Origin of the sequence: Pseudomonas sp. HR1 (assembly GCF_030175875.1) — a bacterium.
Lineage (GTDB): Bacteria > Pseudomonadota > Gammaproteobacteria > Pseudomonadales > Pseudomonadaceae > Chryseomonas > Chryseomonas oryzihabitans.
Genome location: NZ_JASNRF010000009.1, coordinates 65,596 through 89,525 on the forward strand (window position 1 = coordinate 65,596; position 23,930 = coordinate 89,525).

A 23,930-nucleotide genomic window follows, 5' to 3' on the forward strand; every position below is an offset into this window, starting at 1 on the left:
GTGGGAATGAGAATACAGTGCAGTTAAATGGGTAGGGAGCGAGACGATGCGTGAACAGCCGTTGACCAGCGTAGCCCTGATCGATGCCAGTCGCCTGGAAGCACGGCGAGAAGGGCGCTTGCGCGCGCTGCAGCGCGGCATCCTCATCAGTTGCAGCCTGGGTGTCCTGGGCGCTGCGGCCCTGCACCTGGCCTACTTGGCCGCCGGCGGTCGCTAGGGCTGCCTGGCCCCGATCCGCCCAGAAAAAAGCCCCGCACAGGGACCTGTGCGGGGCTTTGTCTTCAGCACCGGTCGGAGACCGGCGGCGGGGGTCAGACCAGCAGGTCGCCCACGCGGTACATCTTCATGGTGTTGGTGCCATCACGCTTGGTGTAGCTGTCGCCCTTGGTCAGGATGACCCAGTCGCCGTGCTCGACGATGCCGCGCTTGAGCAGCTCGTCCACCGCGGCCTGGCTCACCTTGTTCGCCGGCATGGTGGTCGGGTCGAAGGGGATGGTGTGCACGTTGCGGAACAGCGCGGTGCGGGCCTGGGTGGCGCGGCTGGACGCGAAGGAGAAGATCGGCACCGAGGAACGCAGGCGCGACATGATCAGCGGGGTGTAACCGGTGTCGGTCAGGCTGATGATGGCCTTCACGCCGGGGAAGTGGTTGGCCACGTAGATGGAGGCCAGGGCGATGCTCTCGTCCCAACGGGTGAAGGTATGGCCCAGGCGGTGGCTGGACAGCTTGCTGGTGGGCTGCTTCTCGGCACCGACGCAGACGCGCGCCATGGCCTTGACCGCTTCCACCGGATACTGGCCGGCGGCGCTCTCGGCGGAGAGCATCACGGCGTCGGTGTTGTCCAGCACGGCGTTGGCCACGTCGGAGACTTCCGCGCGGGTCGGCATGGGGCTGCTGATCATCGACTCCATCATCTGGGTCGCGGTGATCACCGCCTTGTTGAGGCGCCGGGCGTGGGAAATGATGCGCTTCTGGATGCCCACCAGCTCGGCGTCACCGATTTCCACGCCCAGGTCGCCCCGGGCCACCATCACGGCGTCGCTGGCATGGATCAGGCCGTCCAGGGCTTCGTCGTCGGCCACGGCTTCGGCGCGCTCGATCTTGGCCACCAGCCAGGACTTGCCACCGGCGGCTTCCATCAGGCGACGGGCTTCGTGCATGTCTTCGGCATCGCGCGGGAAGGACACGGCCAGATAGTCGACCTCCATGGAGGCGGCCAGCTTGATGTCTTCGCGGTCCTTGTCGGTCAGCGCCGGAGCGGTGAGGCCACCGCCGCGACGGTTGATGCCCTTGTGGTCGGACAGCGGGCCGCCGATCAGGGTGGTGCAGTGCAGTTCGGTGGCGGTCATGCCTTCCACGCGCAGGACCACGCGGCCATCGTCCAGCAGCAGCTCGTCACCCACGCGGCAGTCGGTGACCAGGCCCGGGTAGTCAATGCCGACCACTTCTTCGGTGCCTTCGGTGCGCGGATGGGCGATGGACAGGCGGAAGGGATCGCCGACCTTGAGTTCGATGCGCTTGTTGACGAACTTGGCGATGCGGATCTTCGGACCCTGGAGGTCGCCGAGCAGGGCGACATGGCGACCGTGCTTGGCGGCAAGATCCCGTACCAGCTGACCACGAGCCCGGTGCTCGTCGGGCGTTCCATGCGAGAAGTTCAGGCGGGCGACGTCGATGCCGGCGATGATGAGCTGCTCGAGGACTTCCGGAGAATTGCTGGCCGGGCCCAGGGTGGCGACGATCTTGGTACGGCGATAAATCATGCAGTCTTTCCTTTAGCGGATTGCAACCATGAGTCGGCGCCTTAGCGCCGAGTCGACGTAGAACACGGAGCGCAGCTCATTGTAGCGCTGTCGCGTGGCCAGCACATGACGGCTTTTCGCAGCTTGGTCACACCAATGGTCGTTTGCCCTCAAGAAGCGGGCCCCGGCGCCGATCTAGCGAGCAGGAGGACTTTCCATGCGCCCTTATCTCTGCCTGTTCCTGCTGCTCGGCCTCACCGGCTGTACCAGCGTCTCGATGAATTCCTATCTGGATGCCGCCTATAAATCCTATAGCGAAGGCGACTGCAACAATGCCTTGCTGCAGATCTCCCAGGCTGAACGCAAGGGTCGGGCACGGCCCTGGCTGCAACCGGAATTTTCCATGCTGCGCGGCCAGTGTCTGGAGCAGCAGCAACTGTACGCCGACGCGGTCCAGACCTATCGTTTCATCCAGGTCCGGTTTCCGGCCAGCGAATACGCCTATCGGGCCCAGGCCCGACTGGACACCCTGCGCCAATTGGGGCTAGATGGCGGAACGGCCGTTGCGACGCCCCAACCGGTGCGAAAACTACCGCAGCGCTGAGCTTTCCAGGACGTTGTCGGTAAAGTGGCTTTACCGTGTGCAGGATGAATCGCACCATGACTCAGAATCGTCGTATCGAGCGCCACCAGCTGCCCTACTATCTGAAGGTGTTCAACCGCTTTACCGACAAGCCCATGGGCTACATCGGCAACATTTCCCGCGAGGGGCTGCTGATGATCAGCCAGCTGCCCATGCTGGTGAACGCGCGCTTCGAACTTCGGCTGAAGATTCCGGGGCAGGACGGTCAGCTGCATTTCGTCGACTTCGACGCCCGCTGCCAGTGGAGTCACGAAGACGTGACCCCGGGCAACTACGATTCGGGCTTCAGCGTCGCCGAGCCGCCGGCCGAATTCGCCGAATTGATCGACGTGCTGCAGCACTACTTCACCTTCGGCCGCCTCTCTCAGTCGGCGGCCTGATCCGGGTCACCGGCATTCCATAGCTGCAGCAGGCGGGTCTGCAGATCCGCCGTGGCGCCGGCCGCCAGCCAGCGGACGGGCCTTCGCTCCAGCCGCGCGGCCAGCCGCTCGCCCTGGATCCGGGCCTGCCAGGCGTCGGCATAGCGGCGCGCATCGCGCCAGCTGCGGATGTCGTCGGGTTCCGCCACCTGCCGCCGTGCGGTGTCGACCAGCCAGAGCTGCAGGCCGCGTCGGACCAGGTCCAGACGGCCGAGCCAGACCGCCAGCTCTTCATCCAGCGGTGCCGCCACCACCAGCACACTGCCCGGGCGCGCCTGACGGCAGAGCCGTGCCAGCGCTGCCCTGAGATCACTCGTCGCACCTGGCAGCCGCACCGGCAGTTCGGCTGGCGTCAGGCGGCAAGCAGCCGTGCCTGCCGCCAGCAGGCGCAGCTCGGGATCGAGACCATAGAGCCACAGCTCATTGCCGCTGGCCGCCAGGGCCTGCCCGAAACCCAGCATCTGCTGGTGGTCGCCTGACCGCTCGGCCTGTCCTCGTCCCTGCTCGGTCGGGCTGGCGATCAGCAGGTGCAGGGGGGTATCCGCGCGCAGGCATGCCCTGGAGGCCGGCGCGGCGAGCGGCGGATGCTCACCACTCGCTCGCCGGCGCCGGCGGGCGTTCAGCCGCCCCATAACGCTCAGTCCCAGCAGCAGCAGGGCACCCGCCGCCGGCAGGCCCTGCCAGCGCAGGGGCGCCAGTCCGCCCAGGATCAGGCTGAGCAGCGCCAGGGCGACCAGCGCCAGGGGCAGGCAGCGCTGGATCATGGGCGCGGTGCCGGACACTGTCCCAGCAGCTTGATGATCTGGCCGTCCAGGCTGTCACCCTCGAATTCGCGTTCTGGCGTCAGCCGCAGCCGCGGCCGCAGCACGGCGGGCAGCAGGGTGCGCACATCCTCGGGCGTCACGCTGTCGCCACCCCGCAGAAAGGCCTGTGCCTGGGCCAGGCGCAGCAGGGCCCGGCCGGCGCGCGGTCCGGCGCCCTGTTCGAAGGCCGGCCATTCCCGGGTGAGACGGATCAGGCGCACGGCATGCTCCAGGACCGGCTCCGCAACCGGCAGGCCGGCCACCAGTCGCTGCAGCGCCGGCAGATCCCGCGCCTGCAGCAGGGGGCGCAGCGCCGCCGCTTCCAGGGGGTCGCCCTGGCCCTGCTGCACGGCCAGGCGCAGGGCGGCCAGTTCCTGGCCTTCTGCCGGCCACTCCAGACGCAGTTGCACCAGGAAGCGATCCCGCAGCGCCAGTGGCAGCTCGCTGCCCGGGGGGCGGGTGGCGATCACCATGAAGGGCGCCGGCAGGGGCACCTGGCGACCGCCCAGACTCAGCTGGCGGCCCTGGAGGGCGTCGTCCAGCAACTGGAGGACCACCGGCGGCGCCCGATGCAGGTCTTCGAGCAGGACTAGGGAATTGAACAGCGGACCCCGGCGCAGACGGGCACTGTCGCTGCCGAGGTCCGTGACGATTTCGCCGGCCACCTCGGCGGGGGTCAGGGCCGGATGGCAGTGCAGCCGGGCGAACCCGGCATCAAGGCTGGCCGCCAGGGCGCGGGTCAGCAGCGTCTTGCCGGAGCCGGTGGGACCTTCCAGCAACAGGTGACCGCCGGCCAGCAGGCTGGCGAGCAGTCCGTCCACGGCGGCGTCCTGCTGTGGCAGCACCTTGAGCAGGGCCTGCCGCAGGGCCTGCAGGCGGGTCAGGGCGCGGGCCTTGACGCCGGTATCGCCAGCGTCCACCGGAGTGGCGTCAGGAGGGGAACTGTCGGTCATCGGAAGTCCTCGGGAGCGGGGGACGCACGGCCAGGTGCAACAGGCGCAGCTGGACGATGCGGCGGGTGAAGTCGCGAGCGGAGAGGCGCGCCGGGCTTGGGCGCATCGCCTCGCCCACCGCGCGGGTGCTCAAGCCGCTCAGACGCGCAAGATATTGCCAGCGCTCGGCCACGCCCTGGTCGGCGAGTTCGGGGCGGCGGCGGTGCACCTCGCGCTGGATATCGCGCTGCAGGGTGGCGATCAATTCGGGCCAGCGTTGGGCATCACGCCGTGGCGCCGGATTCTGCCGACGACGTCTCAGCCAGATTCCTGCCGCCAGCGTCAGCAGCCCAAGGGCCAGGCCATAGCGTTGCAAGGCGTCCAGCCACAGGGGGAGCGGTGGCGCCGGGGCGATCAGGGTCACCGGCGCGCCCTGGGTGAGGTACCACAGCAGCCAGGCATTGTCGTACTGGGCGAGATGGGCGTTGCTCCAGAGGTCGCTGTCCGACAGCAGGGTCACGCTGCCATCGCCCCAGGGCAGCATCAGCATATGGGTGGCGCTGGCGCTGCTGGCCCAGGCCACCGCCTGATCGCCGACATCGAACAGATGGCGACTGTCGTCGAAGCCGAGGTAGGCGGGAGCATCGTCCTCGGCGAGATAGAGCTGGGTCAGGTTGGGCCACAGGGGCAGCGCCATGATCGGCGGGGCGGCGCCGCCCAGTTCGCGGGTCGCCATGGGACGCACGCCCAGGGTCGCACTGAGCGCCAGGGTGCTGTCATCGGCGACGGCCACCAGCCGGCCGCCCGCCTCGACCCAGTCCAGCAGCGCCTGGGCCTGAGCCTCCGCCAGGGGCGGGTTGCCGGCCAGCCAGAACCTGACGTCCTGGGGCGGTAATTCGGCGAGCTGCTCGGGCTGGCCGCGTTGCACCCGGCTGCCGAAGTGCTGCAGGTAAGCCGCCGCCAGCGCCTGGGGATCGGTGCTGCGGGTAGTCGCGGCGAGTTGGGTGGCGAGCTGGCGCGCGGTCCGGCTGTCGAGTCCCTGATGGGTCAGGCGCAGGCTGGCCGGGCCACTGTCGGTCTGTGGCGGCAGAGGGCAGGACAGCGGCTCCTGCTGCGCGAGGCAGGCCAGCGACAGGGTCAGCGCCCAGACGGCGGCGCCCAGGCGTACGCCGATACCTCGGCACCTGGAGCGAACGGAGAGCCGATCGACTGAACGCATGGGAAGGGAGGATACGCGGAAGACGGACGCCAGAGCCTAGCGGGTGCGAGCGCCCGGGAGCAAGGCGCGCGACGATGCTAGACTGCGCCGATTCTAGGGGAGGGCGGTGTGACGCAAAGTATCTTCTGGTACGACTTCGAGACCACGGGCATCGATCCACGGCGGGATCGTCCGCTGCAGGTGGCCGGGGTGCGTACCGATCTGGACCTCAACGAAATCGAAGCGCCGCTCAATCTGCATTGCCAGCTGAGCGAGGACGTCCTGCCCCACCCGGCAGCCTGCCTGGTCACCGGTATCCTGCCCGCCACCCTGCAGCGCCTGGGGCTGCGCGAGCGGGACTTCGTCCAGCGTCTGCATGAGGAGTTGCGGCGTCCCAACACCTGCAGCGTCGGCTACAACAACCTCAGATTCGACGACGAAATGATACGGCACAGCCTGTACCGCAACTTTCACGACCCCTATGCCCGCGAGTGGCAGCAGGGCAACAGTCGTTGGGATGTGCTTGGCCTGGTCCGGGCGCTCTATGCCTTTCGCCCGGAAAGCCTGGACTGGCCGCAGGACGAGCAGCGCGTTTCCCTGCGCCTGGATCGCCTGACCGTCGCCAATGGCATCGAACACGCCCAGGCCCATGACGCCCTGGCGGATGTCCGCGCGACCCTGGCCCTGGCGCGCCTGGTCAGGCAGCGGCAGCCAAGGCTCTATGACTATATCTGGACGCAGCGCCAGAAGAAGGCGGCGCTGGCGCGCATTCGTCTGCTCGAACCCCTGCTGCATGTCTCGGGACGCTTCAGCGCCGAGCGGCACTTTCTCGCCCCTGTCCTGCCGCTGGCCTGGCATCCGGTCAATCGCAATGCGTTGATCGTCTGCGACCTCGGCCTGGCGCCGGAGCCGCTGCTGGACCTGGACGTCGAGACCCTGCGCGAACGCCTCTATACCCGGCGGGATGCGCTGGCCGAGGGTGACCTGCCGGTGCCGCTCAAGCTGGTACAGATCAACAAGTGTCCGATTCTGGCGCCCTTCAGCGTCTTGCGTCCGGCGGACATGGAACGGCTGCAATTCGATCTGGCGGCCGTCTGGCGCCGCGTCCGCCAACTGCTCGACCAGCGTGCGACCTGGCAACCCAAGGTGCAGGCCCTCTATGCCGAGGCATCCGGATTGGCCGCCCAGGAACAGGAGGCCGAAGCAAGACTGTACGACGGCTTCATTGCCGCCGAAGAGCGGCAACTCTGCGACCAAGTTCATCAATGTCCGGCAGAGCAACTTGGCAGCCGCGCCTGGCCCTTTCGGGATGAGCGACATCCAGAGCTGTTCTTTCGCTATCGAGCGCGCAACTTTCCCGAGTTGCTGACGGCGGAAGAAGAGGCTCGTTGGCGACAATTCTGTCGGCAGCGTCTGCTGGGTGAAGAGCAACAAGGTCATATGACCTGCACGCAGTTCCTCACCCTGACCGAACAATTGCGGCGAGAAGTCCCGGTTGATCAGGTGCCGATTCTCGAGGCCTGGTCCGCTCATGTTCGAGCGGTGATGCAGCGATTGGATCGGGCGGTTGCCTGAAGTCGCAAAAGCCGGATACCGATCCGAGACGTTTGTTAACCAAAAAAGAGTGGCAAGCAGCAAATTCGGACGGACGCTATCCGACCGCGGTTGAAGCAAGGGACAAGTGAAAGGGAAGTACCGCGCCGGAGATGAAAGCGCTTCGGGCGCTGTGGTGCGGGGTATCGATAACGGCGAGCGGTCACCAGGCCTAACCTGGGTCCGCGCCTGGCAGGCTGCGGTAAACGTCTGCCAGGCGGGCAAAAAAAAACGCCGGCTGGCCGGCGTTCTTTTGATCAATCCAGCAGCGTTGCCCAGGATTCGACGTCGTCCGAACCCCATTTTGCTTTCCACTCTTTCAGCGTCTTGTGATTGCCACCCTTGGTTTCGATCACTTCACCATTGTGCGGATTCTTGTATTGCTTAACTTTGCGCGCGCGCTTGGGCGTACTGCCACTGCTGGCCTTGGGAGTGCGCGCCTGGCGGGCAGGCTTGGCTTCGGTATCGAGAATGCCGATGATGTCGCGCAGGGACTTCTGATACTCACCCATCAACGCGCGGAGTTTCTTTTCGAATTCCAGTTCGCGCTGCAGTTTGTCGTCCTCTTGCAGCGACTTCAGGCGCTCCTGCAGTTCCTTGATGGCTTCTTCGGTCTGGCGGTATTCATTGATGAGCGACATAAACGGCCTTTGTTCTGAGTGATGCAGAGATGAAAGTCTGCATCGATCATAGATTGGCTATCGGGATAAGTAAACTGTCCGCCTGACAGGTCGATAGTTGCTGCCCGTTTCGTCGCAACAGCGAAGTTGTCGAATACGCGTAACTTTCGACAGGGCATTGGCGGAACTTATCGGTTCTTACTTGTCCTTTGCAAAGTCTTTACCCTGGCCCTACAGTCGCGCGCTATGGCGCCCTGCGCCGCTCGACGCTGCCGGCGACTGCGCCTAGAATGCAGCCCCTTTTCGTTCGAGGTTGTGCTATGCAAACGTTTCGTCTGGTGATCGCCTGTCCGGACGGGGTAGGTATCGTGGCCAAGGTCAGCAACTTCCTGGCGACCTATAACGGCTGGATTACCGAAGCGAGTCACCATTCGGATACGGAGAGTGGCTGGTTCTTCATGCGCCATGAGATCCGCGCCGATTCACTGCCCTTCGATCTGGCCGGCTTCAGTCAGGCCTTCGCACCCATCGCACGGGAATTCTCCATGCAATGGCGGATCACCGATTCGGCCCAGCGCAAGCGCGTGGTGCTCATGGCCAGTCGCGAATCCCACTGCCTGGCCGACCTGTTGCACCGCTGGCACAGCGGCGAGCTGGATTGCGAGATCCCCTGCGTCATCTCCAACCACGACACCCTGCGCAGCATGGTCGAATGGCACGGCATTCCCTTCTTCCATGTGCCGGTCGATCCCGCCAACAAGCAGCCGGCCTTCGACGAGGTGTCGCGGCTGATCGATCTGCACCAGGCCGATACCGTGGTCCTGGCGCGCTACATGCAGATCCTGCCGCCGGATCTCTGCGCGCGCTATGCCCACCAGGTGATCAACATCCACCACAGCTTCCTGCCGTCCTTTGTCGGGGCCAAGCCCTATCACCAGGCGGCGCAGCGCGGCGTCAAGCTGATCGGCGCCACCTGCCACTACGTGACCGAAGAGCTGGATGCCGGGCCGATCATCGAGCAGGACGTGGAACGCGTCAGCCACCGGGACAACGTCGAAGACATGGTGCGCCTGGGCAAGGACGTCGAGAAGATGGTGCTGTCGCGCGGCCTGAGATACCACCTGCAAGAGCGGGTCATGGTTCATGGCAACAAGACCGTCATCTTCGACTGACCACGAACGGCCAGCGGCGGCGCCCGGTGCCGCGGCGCCGCCACCGCGCCTGGGCGAGGGCTGCCTGGCGCGCTATGACCTGCAGGCCATGACTGAAGAGGGCGGCGCCGACTTCAGTGCCGCCGCCGCGCTCTGGCAGCAACTGCAGGCACGGCAAGAGCACGAGGACGTCGCAGAAGACGCCCCGGACAGCGGGGACCCGGACTCGACTCAGGCGTCCTGAGCGGTGGCCTCGGCGCTGGTCTTGGCCTTGAGATCGGCGATCTTGCGTACCTCGGAGGCGAACACCTCGTCCTGCACGGTCGGCCGTTTCTTCCAGGGCTTGCGGTCGGGCTTGGGTTGAGCGGCGTAGGTGACGATTTCGCCACCGTAGACATCCTGATAGCGCTGGGCCTGGCGTTCCAGTTCAGCGCGAAGTTGATCTTTGGTCACGGGTTCGATCTTGTTCGAGTGTCGCGAGAGGCGAGCGGTCGTCAGGACCGCTCGAAGCCGTTGCGCAAAGGGCGCGGCTGCGGAGTCTAGCCGCCGCGACGTTCTTTGCCTATCCCACTCGATCCAGGACGCGCATGGACAGGTCGATGGCCTTGACGTCCTTGGTCAGGGTGCCGATGGAGATGTAGTCGACACCGGTCTGGGCGATGCCGAGCAGGGTGTCCTGATTGACGCCACCCGAGGCTTCCAGCTTGGCCTGGCCGGCGGTCAGGGCCACCGCCGTGCGCATGTCGGCCAGGCTCAGCTCGTCCAGCATGACGATGTCCGCGCCGGCGCTCAGGGCCTGTTCCAGCTCCTGCAGATTTTCCACCTCGACCTCCACCGGACGCCCCGGCGCCAGTTGCCGGGCGGTGGCCACGGCCTGGGCGATACCGCCACAGGCGGCGATGTGGTTTTCCTTGATCAGGAAGGCATCGAACAGGCCGATGCGGTGGTTGTAGCAGCCGCCGCAGGTGACCGCGTATTTCTGGGCGCGGCGCAGGCCGGGCAGGGTCTTGCGGGTGTCCAGCAAGCGGACGGCGGTGTCCTGCACCAGATCGGCATAGTGGCGGCAGCGGGTGGCGGTGCCGGACAGCAACTGCAGGAAATTCAGGGCGCTGCGCTCGCCGGTGAGCAGGGCGCGCGCAGGACCCTGGAGTTCGAACAGCACCTGGTCGGGCGCGACCCGCTCGCCATCGGCCACCTGCCAGCGGACCTCGACCGCGGGATCCAGCACCCGGAACACCTCGTCGACCCAGGCCGTGCCCGCCACCACCGCGGCCTCGCGAGTGATGATCCGTGCCCGGGCCTGCTGGTGAGCGGGGATCAGACCCGCCGTGAGATCACCACTGCCGACGTCCTCGCGCAGTGCGGCGGCGACGTTTTCGGTGATGACCTGGGCGAGATCGGCAGAGGTGGCGCTGGACATGAACGGACTCCGGTAGGGATAGCGGCGGACGCGCGGGCAACTTTAGGGGAGGTTGACGATCTGAGATAGACAACGTTGAGTTATTCTAAGGGCAGGCGCTGACAGACAGGTGCCTTGTGAACCCTGTCATGTACTGTGCAGATGCCGATTGGTCGATGCCTTAGCAGAGCAAATAATGGCACATCGACAACGTTTCACCTCGCGGCCAGGGCGGCCAACGTTGTTCAATGCTCCTGTAGTGGAACGCGATTCAGCCGAACGCAAGAACGGTTGTGGGAGGCGGTGGTGCAGAACGACGTAAACGTAGTTCATTTCAAGGCGCTCGGGGAGTCCTCTTCCCGATTGCCTGCAGTGCTTTTACCGGTCAGGGATCGCGCCGCTCAGCGACTCAATGCCTCCTTGCAGCAGCTGTTCGACAACGCCGACGATGCGCTGTTTGAAATGGCCGATCGCGCCGGCAGCAACCAGGAACAGAGCCTCTATTTCGAAGCGATGCGCGACCTGCGTCTGCGCCGCAAGAGTATCGAGCGCAGCTTTCTCCAGCAGTATTTCGAGCGCTTCGCCGCGCTGAACAACCTGGTCGGCAGCAAGCCGGAGATGCGCCTGGACAGCGTCTCCTATGAAGACCTCAGCCTGGTGCAGAACGATGCGCTGGAAGAGAGCGTCGCCGTGGACACCATGGTGGCCAAGGCGCTCAGCAACAACGCCATGGCCATCAGCCACCTGACCATCAGATTCAATACCCAGCTGTCGAGCAAGCTGGACGACTCGACCCATCCGCTGGGCCCGCGCCGGCTGTGCGAGGCCTTCGTCGAAGCCTGTCGCGATCTCGACACCGACATCAAGGTCAAGCTGATCATCTACAAGCTGTTCGAGCGTTTCGTGCTCAATGGTCTGGGTCAGCTGTACGCGGAATCCAATCGGCAGCTGGTCGACGCCGGCGTACTGCCCCAACTCAAGGCCATCCCCCAGCAGGTGCCGAGCCGCTCGGCCAAGGGCTACAGCGGGCGCACCCCGGCCCACGTCAACAGCGAAGACGACGGTCAGGAGCTCTTTGGTACCCTGCAGGGCCTCCTGGCCCAGCTGCGCACGCCGGGCAGCGCCACCCTGGGTGGCGGCATGGCGGTCGATGAGGGTGCCGCGACCGGTGATGGCCAGGCCATCACCAGCTACGACCTCATGCGGCTGCTGTCGCACCTGCAGCAGCAGATTTCCGGCCAGTCCCTGGAGGGCTATGACCTCAAGGCGCAACTGGGGGTGGCCCTGGGCCGCATCAGCGAGCGCTCGGGTCGAAAGCGCGTGGTGGGGCAGGTCGACGAAGACGTCATCAACCTGGTGGCGATGCTGTTCGAATTCATTCTCGACGACCTTACCCTGCCGGATTCGCTCAAGGCGCTGATCGCTCGCCTGCAGATTCCCATGCTCAAGGTCGCGGTCCTCGACAAGACCTTTTTCAGCCGTGGCAGCCATCCGGCCCGGCGGCTGCTCAACGAGATCGCCGCCGCCTCCCTGGGCTGGGGCGAGCAGAGCGATCTGCAGCGCGACGGCCTGTATCAGAAGATCGAGCAGATCGTGCAGCGCCTGCTGTCCGACTTCGTCGACGATCCAGAGATCTTCGCCGAGCTGCTGGCCGACTTCATGGCCTATGTCAGCGACGAACAGCGGCGCAGCGAATTGCTCGAGCAGCGCACCCGCGATGCCGAGGAAGGCCGGGCGCGCGCCGAGATCGCCCGCTTGCAGGTCGAGCACGTCCTGAGTCAGCGTCTGCAGGAACACTCTCTGCCGGCCGCAGTACAGCGTGTCCTGCGCGAGGCCTGGAGCCAGGTGCTGCTGCTGACCTGCCTGAAGCAGGGCTACGACTCCAGCGAATGGCGCGCAGCCCTCAAGACCATGGACGATCTGATCTGGAGCATCCAGCCGCACCACGACGTGGCGTCCCGCCAGCGTCTGCTGGAGATGGTGCCCGGCTTGCTCAAGGCGTTGCGGGAAGGCCTGGCCAGCGCGGCCTTCGATCCCTTCTCCACCTCCGAATTCTTCACCGAACTGGAATCCCTGCACGTCCAGACCTTTCAGCAGACCCGTCCCGAGCTGGCGGATGCGGCAGCGGACAACGCGAGCGTGGCACCTGCCTCGCCTCCCGCCGAGGAACCCTTCGAGCTGCCACGCGCAGGCGAACGGATCACCGGGCTGACCAGCGACTCCCTGGAGTGGGTGGATGCCCTTTCGGTAGGCGCCTGGCTGGAGATCCAGGACGTCGAGCAGAAGCTGCGCTGCAAGCTGGCCGCGGTCATCCGGCCCATGGGCCGCCTGGTGTTCGTCAATCGGACCGGCATGAAGGTGCTGGATCGCACCCGTGAGGAGCTGGCGCTGGATTACCAGGAAGACCGGGTACGGCTGCTGGACGATGCTTTGCTGTTCGACCGGGCCATGACCTCGGTGATCGGCAACCTGCGGGGCCAGTCGCCTTCCTGAGGTCGCTGCGACACAAAAAAGCCGTCCCTCGGGACGGCTTTTTTCATGCCTGGTCCAGGGGCCTAGTGCAGTTTGAGGCGCGGCTCGGTCTTGCGTCTCAGGTGATCGCCGGCAAACAGCGCCAGGGCGCGCAGCGGGCCATAGAGGGCCACCTGGTGCATCCGGTAGAGCGAGACATAGAAGGTCCGCGCCAGCCAGCCTTCCAGGGTCAGACTGCCCAGGGCGCCGCCCATGAGATTACCGACCGCGCTGAAGCGCGACAGCGAGATCAGCGAGCCGTAGTCCTTGTAGACGTAGTCGGGTAGCGGCTTGCCTTCCAGGCGTGCCTTGAAGGTCTTCACCAGCAGCGAGGCCTGCTGGTGGGCGGACTGGGCACGCGGCGGCACGGTACGGGTATCGCCGGGGGTCAGCGGGCAGGCCGCGCAGTCGCCCAGGGCGAAGACATTCGGGTCGCGGGTGGTCTGCAGCGTCGAGTTGACCACCAGCTGGTTGATGCGGTTGGTCTCGAGACCCGCCAGGTCCTTGAGAAAGGCCGGTGCGCGGATGCCGGCGGCCCAGACCTTGAGGCTGGCCGGGACGAATTCACCCGCGGTCTGCAGGCCGTCGGCGCGGACTTCCTTGACCGCCGAACCGGTCAGCACCCGCACGCCGAGTTTTTCCAGGGTGCGATGCGCCTGGCCGGCGATCCGCTCGGGCAGGGCTGGGAGGATGCGCGGACCGGCTTCGACCAGGGTGATGCGCAGGTCTTCGGGGCGGATGCGATCCATGCCGTAGGCCTGCAGCTCTTCGGCGGCGTTGCGCAATTCGGCCGCCAATTCCACGCCGGTGGCGCCGGCACCGACGATGGCCACTTCGATGAATTCACCCGGCTGCTCGCTGACATGGGCACGCAGGTAGTGGGTCAGCAGCTTGCGGTGGAAGCGCTCGGCCTGGGCCCGGGTGTCGAGGAAGATGCAGTTTTCCGCGGCGCCCGGCGTGCCGAAATCGTTGGTGGTGCTGCCGATGGCCAGTACCAGGGAGTCATAGCCGATCTCCCGTTCCGGGACCAGGACGGCGCCGTCGTCCTCGATGGCGGCCAGTTGCACCTTGCGGCGCTCGCGATCCAGGCCGGTCATGCGTCCGAGCTGGAATTCGAAGTGATTCCACTTGGCCTGGGCGACATAGCTCAGTTCGTCTTCGGTGGAGTTGAGCGAGCCGGCGGCCACCTCGTGCAGCAGCGGTTTCCACAGGTGGGTGGCATTGGCGTCGATCAGCACGATCTGCGCCTGGTCGCGCTTGCCCAGGCTACGGCCCAGGCGGGTAGCCAGTTCCAGGCCGCCGGCGCCGCCGCCGACGATAACGATGCGATGGGTCATGGAGAGCACTCATAGAGAAGGAAAGCGTGAGCCGGACCGGGCGCGTCGCCGCGTGCGGGCGCAGTCCCGGGCTGGTGAAAATCTGGGGTCGTCGAAGCGCGCGAATCGAGACATCTAGCAAGGAAGATGGGCGAAAAGTCGTCAAATTCAAGGGAAGCGGCCTGCATCTGCTCTGGCAGGGACGTCTGCGGCGACGAGAGGTAGCGCTAGTTTAACCGGGCTGGCCCGGCCATTCGACCCTAGGGAAACTGGGGTCAATCCAGGACCTCCAGCCGATCGCCCAGGCGGATGATGCCGCTTTCCAGGACCCGGGCCGTGAGGCCGCCGTGGCCGCGCATGGCCTGGAAGGTCCCTGGCCCGAGACGTTCTTCCAGGCGCGCACAGGGCTGGCACCAGCCGGTGGTCTCCAGCACCGCCTGGCCGATGCGAAAGCGCCGGTTCTTCAGGCTGAACAGATTGATCCCGGCGATGGCCAGATTGCGGCGCAGGTCGGCGGGTGCGACCGCCTTGCCGATCAGCGCGGCCACCACCGGCAGGTGTTCCCACTGGATCAGGGTGACCTGGCGCTGGTTGCGCGGGGTGGGCCGGGCGTGATCGCCGGTCAGGCCGGCGTCACGCCGGGCCTCCACCGCGTCGATCTCGACCATGGGTGCGCGCGCGCTGGGTCGCACGCCGATCCAGCGCACCTCGCCGGACTGGGGAACCTGGGCCAGCAGTTCTTTGAGAGGGATCATGGGGCTCCTCGACGCGATGGTGGTGCCAATCCGAGCGGTAGGGCAGGATAGCGGCCTCGATAGACCGTTCAAGAGAGGATGCCATGCGCGCTGGAGTTCTGGCGTTGTTGCTGTCGTGTCTGCTGCTGCCCCTGACCGCTCTGGCGCTCGAACCGGGTGAGCGGGTGGCGCCCTTCACCCTGCTCGATCAGCGTGACCAGCCCTATACCTTCGACGACCAGCTGCAGGTCCTGCTGCTGGCGCGCAGCATGAGCGGCTCGGGGCTGGTCAAGGAAGCCATGCGCGATCAGCCGGCAGGCTATATCGACGGCACCCGGGTGGCCTACATCGCCGACATCAGCAGCATGCCGGCGGCCATCACCCGGATGTTCGCCGTGCCGGCCATGCGCAAGTACGGCTACCGGGTCCTGCTCGACCGCGAATCGCGCATCGTGCCGCGCTTTCCCGGCGCGGCCGACAAGGTGCTCTGGGTGACCCTCGACCATGGCCGTTTCGTCGGTCAGCGGGAATTCAGCGACGCCAGCGCGCTGCGCGACGCGCTCAAGGCCAAGGCCCGCTGATGGACGGGGTGTTCGTCGATGGCTGGTATCGCGAGGCGCGGCTGTGTCCTTCGCCCAACCACAACGAACGCCCGGCAGGGACGGAAGTGTCCCTGCTGGTGATCCACAACATCAGCTTGCCGCCCGGGCAATTCGGCACCGGCTGCGTCCAGGCCTTCTTCCAGAATTGCCTGGATCATTCGGCCCATCCCTTCTTTGCGGAGATCGCCGAGCTGAAGGTGGCGGCGCACTTTCTCATCGAGCGCGACGGGACGGTGACCCAGTTCGTCTCCTGCGCCCAGCGCGCCTGGCATGCCGGCGTCTCGTCCTTCGAGGGACGCGAGAACTGCAACGACTTCTCCCTGGGCATCGAACTGGAAGGCACGGACGACCTGGCCTACACCGACGCCCAGTACCGTGCCCTGGGGCGGCTGACGCGGGCGCTGCAGCGCGCCTATCCGGCGATCACCGCGGAACGTATCCAGGGCCACAGCGACATCGCCCCGGGGCGCAAGACCGATCCCGGTCCGGCCTTCGACTGGGCGCGGCTGCAAGGCGAATTGGCGGTCGAGGAAAACTAGGCGAGGCCGGCGGCGTCCCAGCCGAACACCGCGCAGGCATTGCGGGTGGTGACGGTGGCCAGGGTCTCGGGCGAGACCTGCCAGAGCGGCGCCAGGGCGGCGCAGATGGCCGGCAGATGGGTGGGGCTGTTGCGCACGTCCGGATGCATGGCGGGCGGCATGTCGGGCGCATCGGTCTCCAGCACGATGCCCTCCAGGGGCAACTGTGGCAGTACCCGCTGCAGTCTCTTCGCCTGCGGCCAGGTGGGTGCGCCGCCCAGGCCGATCTTGAAACCCAGGCGCAGGTATTCGCGGGCTTCCTCGAAGCTGCCGGAAAAGGCATGGGCGATGCCGGCCCGGGGTGGCTTGAGACGCTTCAGGATCCTGACCACATCGGCATGGGCGCGGCGCACGTGCAGCAGCACCGGCAACTCCAGCTCCATGGCCAGGCGCACCTGCTGTTCGAAGAACCAGGCCTGGCGCGCCTTGTCCGGCGCCTCGACGAAATAGTCCAGACCGATCTCGCCCAGGGCGCAGAGGCAGGGATCGCTCCGGCGCTCCAGGCAGAAGGCCCGGAGCGCTTCGATATCGGCTTCCTGATGACGCTGCAGGTACAGGGGATGCAGGCCGGGCGCCGCATGGAGGCCGGCATTGGCCGTGGCGACCCGCCAGAGTTGCGGCCACTGGCTGCGTTCGACGCCGATCAGCACCTGGCGGACCACTCCGAGGCGCGCGCACTCGGCCAGCAGCGCCGGTCGCGCGGCGTCGAAGTCCGGATAGTCCAGGTGATTGTGGGTGTCGATCAGCAGGCTCATGACAGGCGGCGTTTGAGGACCCTCGGGATGGCTTGGACACCGGGCAGATAGTGGTCGTTTTCCAGGGCGTCCAGCATCAGTTCCAGGGCGCGCTCGGTGATGACCTCGTGCTGCTGGGAGATGGCGTTGACCTTGAACGGCAGATAGTCCAGCAACTGGGTATCGCCAAAGGTGGCCAGGCGCAGGGTATCGCCCTCGGCCAGCGGATGATCGCGCAGCACGTCCAGCACGCCCTGCAACAGGACGTAGGAGGTGGTCAGCAGCGCCTCGGGCCAGTGGCCGAGTTCCTCGATCATGGCCAGTGCCTGGGCGCGACCGCCTTCCCGGCTGTAGTGGGGCGCATGCCGCTCCCAGTGGCGCGCCGGGTGATCGGCGAGGGCGGCGGCGAAGCCGGCGGCGCGGGCGCGGCTGATGGCGAGGTCGGGGCGGGCGCCGATCAGGGCGATGCTGTGGGTGTCCGGCGTCAGCAGCGTGGCGGCCAGTTGCCGGCCGGCGGTGTGGTCGTCGCTGACCACCGAGCAGAATTGGGCCGGATCGAGCTGGCGATCGATGGCGATGATCGGGATGTTGTGTTCCTGCAGCTGGCGGTAGGGGGCGTCGTCCTCGGCCAGGCTGCTGGCGGTGAACAGGCCGTCGCAGCGGCGGGCGCGAAACAGCGCGATGAGCTGGCGTTCGCTGTCGGGATTGTCGTCGGTGCAGGCGATCAGCAACTGATAGCCACGCGCCCGTGCCCGGCGTTCCAGCTGCTTGGCCAGGCGTGCGTAGCTGGGGTTTTCCAGATCCGGCAGCAGGAAGCCCAGGGTGTGGGTGGCCCCGCGGCGCAGGCCGGCGGCGCGCTGGTCGGGCTGGTAGCCGTGGGCTTCGACCACGGCCATGACCCGCGCCACGGTGGCCGCGCTGATGCGCCTTTGCGCTGCCTTGCCGTTGATGACGTAGCTGGCGGTGGTGAGGGATACGCCGGCCAATTGGGCGATGTCGCTGAGTTTCACGCCTGTTCCTCGTGGGACCTGAATGGCCTGGCGCTGTACGGCGCTGGCGAGACGGTCTTTATTGTGTGTTGTGCTTCAAGGATCGGCGATTATCGAGTAACGTTCCAGTCCCATTGGGTGAAACGTTTCAGCTTTCTGTTGTCCGAGGGCTGGCACGAATCTGCCAAGGGCCCTGTCACGCCTCTCCCGACGCGGTTGCAGGGCTGAGCGAGCCGGCAAGCATCTATTACAAGAAAGGCACGGCGCCAGGATCAGGCGCGCGGCGCCGGAGGTATCCTTCCATGTTCGAACTCAATGCCCAGCATATCCGCATGGCCCAGCAGGCGCCGGACAAGGCGACCGCCCTGGCCATGCTCGCCGAGTCCCTGGTGACCGATGGCCTGGTCGCCCCGGGTTATCTCGACGGGCTCAAGGCCCGCGAGGCCCAGGGCTCCACCTACCTCGGCCAGGGTATCGCCATTCCCCATGGTACGCCCCAGACCCGCGACCAGGTGTTCGTCACCGGCGTGCGGATGATGCAATTCCCGCATGGCGTGGACTGGGGCGACGGTCAGCTGACCTACCTGGCCATCGCCATCGCCGCCAAATCCGACGAACACCTGCGCATCCTGCAGCTGCTGACCCGCGCCCTGGGCGAGAGCGATCTGCAACAGGCGCTGCGCGACGCCCGCGAACCCCAGCAGATCCTCGACCTGCTGCAGGGGGCGCCCCAGGCCCTGGCGCTGGACGAAGAACTGGTGCAGCTGGCCATCGATGCCGAGGACCTGGAAGACCTGGCCTGGCAGGGTGCGCGTATGCTCAAGCACATGGAATGCGTGGGGGCCGGTTTCGCCGGTGCCCTGCAGGCCAGCCAGCCGCTGCCCCTGGGCGACGGCCTCTGGTGGCTGAACAGCGAGACCGCGGTGAAACGTCCCGGCCTGGCCTTCGTCACCCCACTGCAGACCCTGCAGGTGCAGGAGCAGCCGGTACGTGGCCTGTTCTGCCTGGCCAGCCTGGGCGAGGGCCATCGTGCCCTGCTCGAACGCCTCTGCGATCTGCTCGTCGCCGGCCGTGGCCAGGAGCTGGCCCAGGCCACCTCCCGCCGCGCCGTGCTCGAGGCCCTGGGCGGCGAAGTCGCCCCGGACTGGCCCAGTGCCCAGGTGGTGCTGGCCAACGCCCATGGCTTGCACGCGCGTCCGGCCAAGGAGCTGGCGCGGCTGGCCAAGGCCTATGACGGCGAGATCCGCGTGCGCGTCGACCACGGCGCCCCGGTCTCGGCCAAGAGTCTGTCGCGGCTGCTGGCGCTGGGCGCCCGGCGCGGCCAGACCCTGGAATTCCTGGTCGAGCCCGGCACCCCGGCCGAGGCGGCCTTGAACGATCTGATCGGCGCCGTACAGGCCGGTCTCGGCGAAGAGGTGGAGCCGGTCACCGCCAGCGCCCCGGCTCCGGCCGGTGCCGCGCGGGTCACCGCCATCAGCCTGGTGGACCCGTCCGAGCAACTGCCGCTGGCGCCGGGCGATCGCGCCCAGGCCGTGGCCGCCGCCCCCGGCCTGGCCGTGGGCCCGGCCCATGTGGTGGCGCCCCAGCACTTCGACTATCCCGCCACCGGTGAAGGCGCCGCCGCCGAGCGCCAGCGCCTGGACGCGGCCCTGGCCGCGGTACGCGCCGATATCGAGGCGCTCATCGCGCGCAGCGAGGCCAGCGCCCTGCGCGAGATCTTCCTGACCCACCTGGAGATGCTGGAAGACCCGGATCTGCAGCAGGGCATCGCCGCCCGGCTCAAGGCCAACGCCAGTGCCGCCGCGGCCTGGGCCGCCCAGATCGAGGAGGCGGCCAGCCAGCAGGAGGCCCTGCACGACCGGCTGCTCGCCGAGCGCGCCGCCGACCTGCGCGACGTCGGTCGTCGGGTACTGGCCCAGCTGTGCGGCGTCGAATCCGCCCGCGAACCCGAAGAACCCTATGTGCTGGTGATGGACGAGGTCGGCCCGGGAGATGTGGCGCGGCTGGACCGCGAGCGCGTCTGCGGCATCCTGACCGCCCGTGGTGGCGCCAGCTCCCACAGCGCCATCGTCGCCCGCGCCCTGGGCATCCCGGCCATCGTCGGCGCCGGTCGCCGGGTGCTGGACCTGGCGGCGCGCAGCGTGCTGCTGCTGGATGGCGACAAGGGCACCCTGGAAATCGCCCCGGACGCCAGCCGCATCGAGGCCGTGCAGCGCGAGCGCGAGGTCCAGGCCGAGCGCCGCCGCGCCGCCGAGGCCCGGCGTTTCGAAAGCGCCACCACCCGCGATGGCCACCATGTCGAGATCGCCGTGAACCTGGGTGATACCGCCCAGGCCGCCGCCGCGGTGGAGCAGGGCGCCGAAGCCGTCGGCCTGCTGCGCACCGAACTGGTGTTCATGAGCCATGACAGCGCGCCCGACGAAGCCGCCCAGGAGCAGGAATACCGCCGTGCCCTCGATGGCCTGGCCGGCAAGCCGCTGGTGGTGCGGACCCTGGACGTCGGCGGCGACAAGCCGCTGCCCTATCTGCCACTGCCACCGGAAGAGAATCCCTTCCTCGGCATCCGTGGCATCCGCCTGACCCTGCGCCGTCCGGAGCTGCTGGAAACCCAGCTGCGCGCCCTGCTCAAGGCCGCCGATGGGCGGCCGCTGCGGATCATGTTCCCCATGATCGGCCGGGTCGAGGAGTGGCGTCAGGCCCGTGACATCCTCGCGCGCCTGCGCCAGGAGATCCCCACCACCGATCTGCAGGTCGGCATCATGATCGAGGTCCCCTCGGCCGCGCTGCTGGCCCCGGTGCTGGCGTCGGAAGTGGACTTCTTCAGCGTCGGTACCAATGACCTGACGCAATACACCCTGGCCATCGACCGCGGGCATCCGCTGCTGTCGGGCGAGGCCGACGGCCTGCACCCCAGCGTGCTGCGCCTGATCGACATGACGGTGCGCGCCGCCCATGCCCACGGCAAGTGGGTCGGCGTCTGCGGCGAGCTGGCCGCCGATCCCCTGGCGGTGCCGGTGCTGGTCGGCCTGGGCGTGGACGAGCTGTCGGTTTCGGCGCGCAGCGTGCCCCTGGTCAAGGCCCGGGTCCGCGAGCTGGAGTTGCGCCAGGTGCAATCCTGCGCCGCGCGCGCCCTGGAGCTGGGTACCGCTGCCGAGGTGCGGCAGAGCGTGGAGGCCCTGCGATGAGCCGCATCCTCACCCTGACCCTCAACCCGGCGCTGGACCTCACCGTCCAGTTGCCGGAACTCAAGCCCGGCGCGGTGAATCGCAGCGAGGCGGTGATCGTCCATGCCGCCGGCAAGGGCATCAACGTCGCCCAGGTGCTGGCCGATCTCGGCCATGAACTGACGGTGAGCGGCTTTCTCGGGGCCGACAACGCGGCCGCCTTCGAAGCCCTGTTCGCCCGCCGCGGCTTTACCGACGCCTTCGTCCGGGTCGCCGGCGAGACCCGCAGCAACCTCAAGCTGGCCGAGGCCGCGGGTCGCATCACCGACATCAACGGGCCTGGCCCGGAGGTGTCCGCCGCCGCCCAGCAGGAATTGCTCGAGACCCTGGATCGCCTCGCGCCCGGCCATGACGCCGTGGTGGTGGCCGGCAGCCTGCCGCGAGGGGTAAGCCCCGAGTGGCTGGCCGCGCTGGTCGGCCGCCTCAAGTCGCTGGGCCTGCCGGTGGCGCTGGACACCAGTGGCGCCGCCCTGCGCGCCGCCCTGGCCGCCGGTCCCTGGCTGATCAAGCCCAATACCGAAGAACTGGCCGAAGCCTGCGGCGCTCCGGCCGAGAGCGCGACCGAGCAGGCGCTGCTGGTCGAACAGCTGCGGGCCCTGGGCATCGAGCACCTGGTGATCTCCCAGGGCGCCGATGGGGTGCGCTGGTATGGCGCCCAGACCCTGGAGGCGCAGCCGCCCAAGGTCACCGTGGCCAGCACCGTCGGCGCGGGGGATTCCCTGCTGGCCGGCATGCTGCACGGCTTGCTCACCGGCCAGGCGCCGGAGCGCACCCTGACCACAGCCACCGCCATCGCGGCCCTGGCCGTGACCCAGATCGGCTTCGGCATCAATGATCCCGCGCAACTCGCCGTCTTCGAAGACCAGGTGCAGGTGCGTGTCCTTCCCGACTTTCCGCTAGAACAAGAATCAGGGGTAAACCCATGAACATCGCCATCGTCACGACCTGCCCGACCGGCATGGTCACCAGCGTGCTCAGTGCGCGCCTGCTGGACGCCGCCGCCCAGCGCCGCGGCTGGACCACCAGCGTCGAGATCCACGACGGCCCCGAGGCCATCCTGCTGACCGACGACCAGGTGGCGCGCGCCGAACTGGTCGTGGTCGTCCACACCGGCGCGGTCGACCTGTCGCGCTTCGTCGGCAAGCGCGTCTACCGCGCCGCCCCGGCCGAAGCCCTGCGCGATGTCGACGCCTTCCTGCAGCGCGCGGCCAGCGAAGCCAAGGTGCTGGAACAGGCCCCGGCGGCGGGTGGCGCTGCCCCCAGCGCTCCTGCCAGTGCCAGCGAAACCCCTCGGCTGGTGGCCATCACCGCCTGCCCGACCGGGGTCGCCCACACCTTCATGGCGGCGGAGGCGTTGCAGAATGCGGCCAAGAAGCTCGGCTATCGCCTGCACCTGGAGACCCAGGGCTCGGTAGGGGCACGCAATCCGCTGCCGGCCGAGGCCATCCGCGACGCCGACGTGGTGCTGCTGGCCACCGACATCGAGGTCAATGTTGAGCGTTTTGCCGGCAAGCGCGTCTATCGCTGTGGCACCGGGGTCGCCCTCAAGCAACCCGAGGCGACGATCAAGAAGGCCCTGGCCGAGGGCGAGACCCTGGCCGGCAGCGCCGCGCCAGCGGCGGGCGAGGGCGCCAAGCCAGCCAAGAAGGAAGGCGCGGGCGTCTACAAGCACCTGCTCACCGGGGTGTCCTACATGCTGCCGATGGTGGTGGCGGGCGGTCTGCTGATCGCCCTGTCCTTCGTCTTCGGCATCGAGGCCTTCAAGGAGCAGGGCACCCTGGCCGCGGCGCTGATGCAGATCGGTGGTGAATCGGCCTTCAAGCTGATGGTCCCGGTGCTGGCCGGCTATATCGCCTACTCCATCGCCGACCGCCCGGGTCTCGCCCCCGGCATGATCGGCGGCTGGCTGGCGGCCAGTCTGGGCAGCGGCTTCATCGGCGGCATCATCGCCGGCTTCCTGGCCGGTTACGTGGCCAAGGCCATCGCCCAGCACGTCAAGCTGCCGGCCAGCGTCGAGGCGCTCAAGCCGATTCTGATCATCCCGCTGTTCGCCAGCCTCATCGTCGGCCTGGTGATGATCTACCTGGTCGGCACCCCGGTGGCCGGCGCCCTGAGTCGACTCACCGACTTCCTCAACAATCTGGGCACCAGCAACGCCGTGCTGCTCGGCCTGATCCTCGGCGCCATGATGTGCATCGACTTCGGCGGCCCGATCAACAAGGCCGCCTATGCCTTCACCGTCGGCCTGCTGGCGTCCAAGACCTACGGGCCGATGGCCGCCACCATGGCCGCCGGCATGGTGCCGCCCATCGGCATGGGCATCGCCACCCTGCTGGCTCGGCGCAAGTTCGCCCAGAGCGAGCGCGAGGCGGGCAAGGCGGCGTCGGTGCTGGGGCTGTGCTTCATCTCCGAAGGCGCGATTCCCTTCGCCGCCAAGGATCCGCTGCGGGTGATCCCGGCCAGCGTGATCGGCGGTGCCCTCACCGGTGCCCTGGTGATGCTGTTCAACTGCAAGCTGATGGCGCCCCACGGCGGCCTCTTCGTGCTGCTGATCCCCAACGCCATCAGCCACGCCTGGCTGTACCTGGCGGCCATCGCCGCCGGCAGTCTGGTGACCGGGGTCATCTACGCGGTGCTCAAGCGCAACGAAGCCGCCACCGAGCTGGTCCCCGCGGCCTGATCCTGACCCTGGCGATACCGCTGTAACAAGAGGTTACACTGGGAGGCTCTCGCCTCCTGGTG

Annotated in this window: 23 protein-coding genes; 12 read left to right on the forward strand and 11 right to left on the reverse strand. The window is 67.4% G+C overall.

What is annotated here, in order from left to right; translation table 11 throughout:
• The first annotated feature begins 46 nt into the window (after window positions 1-46).
• Window positions 47-217 (forward strand): hypothetical protein, encoded by a 171-nt coding sequence (locus QKY98_RS22650; protein ID WP_007162038.1) that lies wholly within the window; start codon window positions 47-49, stop codon window positions 215-217.
• A gap of 94 nt (window positions 218-311) precedes the next feature.
• Here the strand turns inward: QKY98_RS22650 and pyk are convergent, their stop codons facing one another.
• The gene (gene pyk, locus QKY98_RS22655; RefSeq protein ID WP_007162037.1) at window positions 312-1,763 is read right to left on the reverse strand and encodes a pyruvate kinase; all 1,452 of its coding nucleotides are present in this window, start codon (window positions 1,761-1,763) and stop codon (window positions 312-314) included.
• A gap of 196 nt (window positions 1,764-1,959) precedes the next feature.
• Between pyk and QKY98_RS22660 the strand changes: the two genes are divergently transcribed.
• Both QKY98_RS22660 and QKY98_RS22665 read left to right on the forward strand, forming a co-directional pair.
• On the forward strand, window positions 1,960-2,346 hold the full coding sequence (locus tag QKY98_RS22660; protein WP_007162036.1) for a tetratricopeptide repeat protein: 387 nt from the start codon (window positions 1,960-1,962) through the stop codon (window positions 2,344-2,346).
• A 56-nt stretch (window positions 2,347-2,402) separates the two neighbouring features.
• Complete coding sequence (locus tag QKY98_RS22665) at window positions 2,403-2,765, forward strand: PilZ domain-containing protein (protein ID WP_007162035.1); 363 nt, start codon at window positions 2,403-2,405, stop codon at window positions 2,763-2,765.
• Here QKY98_RS22665 and QKY98_RS22670 read toward each other — a convergent pair.
• Genes QKY98_RS22670 through QKY98_RS22680 form a run of 3 tightly spaced genes read right to left on the reverse strand, consistent with a single transcriptional unit; the run spans window position 2,750 to window position 5,758 of the window.
• On the reverse strand, window positions 2,750-3,568 hold the full coding sequence (locus tag QKY98_RS22670; protein ID WP_144961846.1) for a hypothetical protein: 819 nt from the start codon (window positions 3,566-3,568) through the stop codon (window positions 2,750-2,752). The genes QKY98_RS22665 and QKY98_RS22670 overlap by 16 nt on opposite strands.
• Window positions 3,565-4,560: an AAA family ATPase gene (locus QKY98_RS22675; protein WP_058792222.1), complete on the reverse strand. Its 996-nt coding sequence runs from the start codon at window positions 4,558-4,560 to the stop codon at window positions 3,565-3,567. Before QKY98_RS22675 ends, QKY98_RS22670 begins: the two co-directional genes overlap by 4 nt.
• Window positions 4,538-5,758: a DUF4350 domain-containing protein gene (locus QKY98_RS22680; protein WP_042137221.1), complete on the reverse strand. Its 1,221-nt coding sequence runs from the start codon at window positions 5,756-5,758 to the stop codon at window positions 4,538-4,540. Before QKY98_RS22680 ends, QKY98_RS22675 begins: the two co-directional genes overlap by 23 nt.
• A gap of 108 nt (window positions 5,759-5,866) precedes the next feature.
• Here QKY98_RS22680 and sbcB point away from each other — a divergent pair, with 108 nt between their 5' ends.
• On the forward strand, window positions 5,867-7,312 hold the full coding sequence (gene sbcB, locus QKY98_RS22685) for an exodeoxyribonuclease I (RefSeq protein ID WP_284671632.1): 1,446 nt from the start codon (window positions 5,867-5,869) through the stop codon (window positions 7,310-7,312).
• A gap of 275 nt (window positions 7,313-7,587) precedes the next feature.
• Here the strand turns inward: sbcB and mvaT are convergent, their stop codons facing one another.
• The gene (gene mvaT / locus QKY98_RS22690; protein WP_042137226.1) at window positions 7,588-7,971 is read right to left on the reverse strand and encodes a histone-like nucleoid-structuring protein MvaT; all 384 of its coding nucleotides are present in this window, start codon (window positions 7,969-7,971) and stop codon (window positions 7,588-7,590) included.
• Window positions 7,972-8,270: 299 nt separating this feature from the next.
• Between mvaT and purU the strand changes: the two genes are divergently transcribed.
• Window positions 8,271-9,122, forward strand: a complete 852-nt coding sequence (gene purU, locus QKY98_RS22695; RefSeq protein ID WP_007162029.1) for a formyltetrahydrofolate deformylase — start codon at window positions 8,271-8,273, stop codon at window positions 9,120-9,122.
• The gene (locus tag QKY98_RS22700; protein WP_284671633.1) at window positions 9,094-9,345 is read left to right on the forward strand and encodes a hypothetical protein; all 252 of its coding nucleotides are present in this window, start codon (window positions 9,094-9,096) and stop codon (window positions 9,343-9,345) included. The genes purU and QKY98_RS22700 overlap by 29 nt, the downstream gene beginning before the upstream one ends.
• Here the strand turns inward: QKY98_RS22700 and QKY98_RS22705 are convergent.
• On the reverse strand, window positions 9,333-9,554 hold the full coding sequence (locus tag QKY98_RS22705; RefSeq protein WP_027600287.1) for a hypothetical protein: 222 nt from the start codon (window positions 9,552-9,554) through the stop codon (window positions 9,333-9,335). The two genes, QKY98_RS22700 and QKY98_RS22705, sit on opposite strands and share 13 nt — an antisense overlap.
• Before the next feature lie 109 nt (window positions 9,555-9,663).
• The gene (gene nadC, locus QKY98_RS22710; RefSeq protein WP_044342468.1) at window positions 9,664-10,521 is read right to left on the reverse strand and encodes a carboxylating nicotinate-nucleotide diphosphorylase; all 858 of its coding nucleotides are present in this window, start codon (window positions 10,519-10,521) and stop codon (window positions 9,664-9,666) included.
• A 285-nt stretch (window positions 10,522-10,806) separates the two neighbouring features.
• Here nadC and QKY98_RS22715 point away from each other — a divergent pair, with 285 nt between their 5' ends.
• Complete coding sequence (locus tag QKY98_RS22715; RefSeq protein ID WP_077171659.1) at window positions 10,807-12,993, forward strand: DUF1631 domain-containing protein; 2,187 nt, start codon at window positions 10,807-10,809, stop codon at window positions 12,991-12,993.
• Window positions 12,994-13,055: 62 nt separating this feature from the next.
• Here the strand turns inward: QKY98_RS22715 and QKY98_RS22720 are convergent, their stop codons facing one another.
• Together QKY98_RS22720 and QKY98_RS22725 are read right to left on the reverse strand one after the other, a co-directional pair.
• The gene (locus QKY98_RS22720; RefSeq protein WP_027600290.1) at window positions 13,056-14,348 is read right to left on the reverse strand and encodes an NAD(P)/FAD-dependent oxidoreductase; all 1,293 of its coding nucleotides are present in this window, start codon (window positions 14,346-14,348) and stop codon (window positions 13,056-13,058) included.
• Between the two features lie 254 nt (window positions 14,349-14,602).
• Window positions 14,603-15,082 carry an MOSC domain-containing protein gene (locus tag QKY98_RS22725; protein ID WP_027600291.1) on the reverse strand — a complete coding sequence of 160 codons (480 nt, stop codon included), beginning with the start codon at window positions 15,080-15,082 and terminating at the stop codon, window positions 14,603-14,605.
• 83 nt (window positions 15,083-15,165) lie between these two features.
• Between QKY98_RS22725 and QKY98_RS22730 the strand changes: the two genes are divergently transcribed.
• Together QKY98_RS22730 and ampD are read left to right on the forward strand one after the other, a co-directional pair.
• Complete coding sequence (locus QKY98_RS22730; protein ID WP_027600770.1) at window positions 15,166-15,642, forward strand: hypothetical protein; 477 nt, start codon at window positions 15,166-15,168, stop codon at window positions 15,640-15,642.
• Window positions 15,642-16,202: a 1,6-anhydro-N-acetylmuramyl-L-alanine amidase AmpD gene (gene ampD / locus QKY98_RS22735; RefSeq protein ID WP_144947706.1), complete on the forward strand. Its 561-nt coding sequence runs from the start codon at window positions 15,642-15,644 to the stop codon at window positions 16,200-16,202. Before QKY98_RS22730 ends, ampD begins: the two co-directional genes overlap by 1 nt.
• Here ampD and QKY98_RS22740 read toward each other — a convergent pair.
• Window positions 16,199-16,996: a TatD family hydrolase gene (locus QKY98_RS22740; RefSeq protein ID WP_284671634.1), complete on the reverse strand. Its 798-nt coding sequence runs from the start codon at window positions 16,994-16,996 to the stop codon at window positions 16,199-16,201. The genes ampD and QKY98_RS22740 overlap by 4 nt on opposite strands.
• Window positions 16,993-17,985 (reverse strand): catabolite repressor/activator, encoded by a 993-nt coding sequence (gene cra / locus QKY98_RS22745; RefSeq protein WP_007162019.1) that lies wholly within the window; start codon window positions 17,983-17,985, stop codon window positions 16,993-16,995. Before cra ends, QKY98_RS22740 begins: the two co-directional genes overlap by 4 nt.
• Window positions 17,986-18,266: 281 nt before the next feature.
• Between cra and ptsP the strand changes: the two genes are divergently transcribed.
• Genes ptsP through QKY98_RS22760 form a run of 3 tightly spaced genes read left to right on the forward strand, consistent with a single transcriptional unit; the run spans window position 18,267 to window position 23,868 of the window.
• Window positions 18,267-21,149, forward strand: a complete 2,883-nt coding sequence (ptsP, locus tag QKY98_RS22750) for a phosphoenolpyruvate--protein phosphotransferase (protein ID WP_284671635.1) — start codon at window positions 18,267-18,269, stop codon at window positions 21,147-21,149.
• Window positions 21,146-22,114 carry a 1-phosphofructokinase gene (pfkB, locus tag QKY98_RS22755; RefSeq protein ID WP_284671636.1) on the forward strand — a complete coding sequence of 323 codons (969 nt, stop codon included), beginning with the start codon at window positions 21,146-21,148 and terminating at the stop codon, window positions 22,112-22,114. Before ptsP ends, pfkB begins: the two co-directional genes overlap by 4 nt.
• Window positions 22,111-23,868, forward strand: a complete 1,758-nt coding sequence (locus QKY98_RS22760) for a PTS fructose-like transporter subunit IIB (protein ID WP_284671637.1) — start codon at window positions 22,111-22,113, stop codon at window positions 23,866-23,868. The genes pfkB and QKY98_RS22760 overlap by 4 nt, the downstream gene beginning before the upstream one ends.
• The last annotated feature ends 62 nt before the right edge of the window (window positions 23,869-23,930 follow it).

Bases quoted from the DNA above. Each gene is read 5' to 3' on its own strand.
- QKY98_RS22650 (WP_007162038.1), top strand. From the start codon at position 47: ATGCGTGAACAGCCGTTGACCAGCGTAGCCCTGATCGATGCCAGTCGC.
- pyk (WP_007162037.1), bottom strand. From the start codon at position 1,763: ATGATTTATCGCCGTACCAAGATCGTCGCCACCCTGGGCCCGGCCAGC.
- QKY98_RS22660 (WP_007162036.1), top strand. From the start codon at position 1,960: ATGCGCCCTTATCTCTGCCTGTTCCTGCTGCTCGGCCTCACCGGCTGT.
- QKY98_RS22665 (WP_007162035.1), top strand. From the start codon at position 2,403: ATGACTCAGAATCGTCGTATCGAGCGCCACCAGCTGCCCTACTATCTG.
- QKY98_RS22670 (WP_144961846.1), bottom strand. From the start codon at position 3,568: ATGATCCAGCGCTGCCTGCCCCTGGCGCTGGTCGCCCTGGCGCTGCTC.
- QKY98_RS22675 (WP_058792222.1), bottom strand. From the start codon at position 4,560: ATGACCGACAGTTCCCCTCCTGACGCCACTCCGGTGGACGCTGGCGAT.
- QKY98_RS22680 (WP_042137221.1), bottom strand. From the start codon at position 5,758: ATGCGTTCAGTCGATCGGCTCTCCGTTCGCTCCAGGTGCCGAGGTATC.
- mvaT (WP_042137226.1), bottom strand. From the start codon at position 7,971: ATGTCGCTCATCAATGAATACCGCCAGACCGAAGAAGCCATCAAGGAA.
- purU (WP_007162029.1), top strand. From the start codon at position 8,271: ATGCAAACGTTTCGTCTGGTGATCGCCTGTCCGGACGGGGTAGGTATC.
- QKY98_RS22700 (WP_284671633.1), top strand. From the start codon at position 9,094: ATGGCAACAAGACCGTCATCTTCGACTGACCACGAACGGCCAGCGGCG.
- nadC (WP_044342468.1), bottom strand. From the start codon at position 10,521: ATGTCCAGCGCCACCTCTGCCGATCTCGCCCAGGTCATCACCGAAAAC.
- QKY98_RS22720 (WP_027600290.1), bottom strand. From the start codon at position 14,348: ATGACCCATCGCATCGTTATCGTCGGCGGCGGCGCCGGCGGCCTGGAA.
- QKY98_RS22725 (WP_027600291.1), bottom strand. From the start codon at position 15,082: ATGATCCCTCTCAAAGAACTGCTGGCCCAGGTTCCCCAGTCCGGCGAG.
- QKY98_RS22730 (WP_027600770.1), top strand. From the start codon at position 15,166: ATGCGCGCTGGAGTTCTGGCGTTGTTGCTGTCGTGTCTGCTGCTGCCC.
- ampD (WP_144947706.1), top strand. From the start codon at position 15,642: ATGGACGGGGTGTTCGTCGATGGCTGGTATCGCGAGGCGCGGCTGTGT.
- QKY98_RS22740 (WP_284671634.1), bottom strand. From the start codon at position 16,996: ATGAGCCTGCTGATCGACACCCACAATCACCTGGACTATCCGGACTTC.
- ptsP (WP_284671635.1), top strand. From the start codon at position 18,267: ATGTTCGAACTCAATGCCCAGCATATCCGCATGGCCCAGCAGGCGCCG.
- pfkB (WP_284671636.1), top strand. From the start codon at position 21,146: ATGAGCCGCATCCTCACCCTGACCCTCAACCCGGCGCTGGACCTCACC.
- QKY98_RS22760 (WP_284671637.1), top strand. From the start codon at position 22,111: ATGAACATCGCCATCGTCACGACCTGCCCGACCGGCATGGTCACCAGC.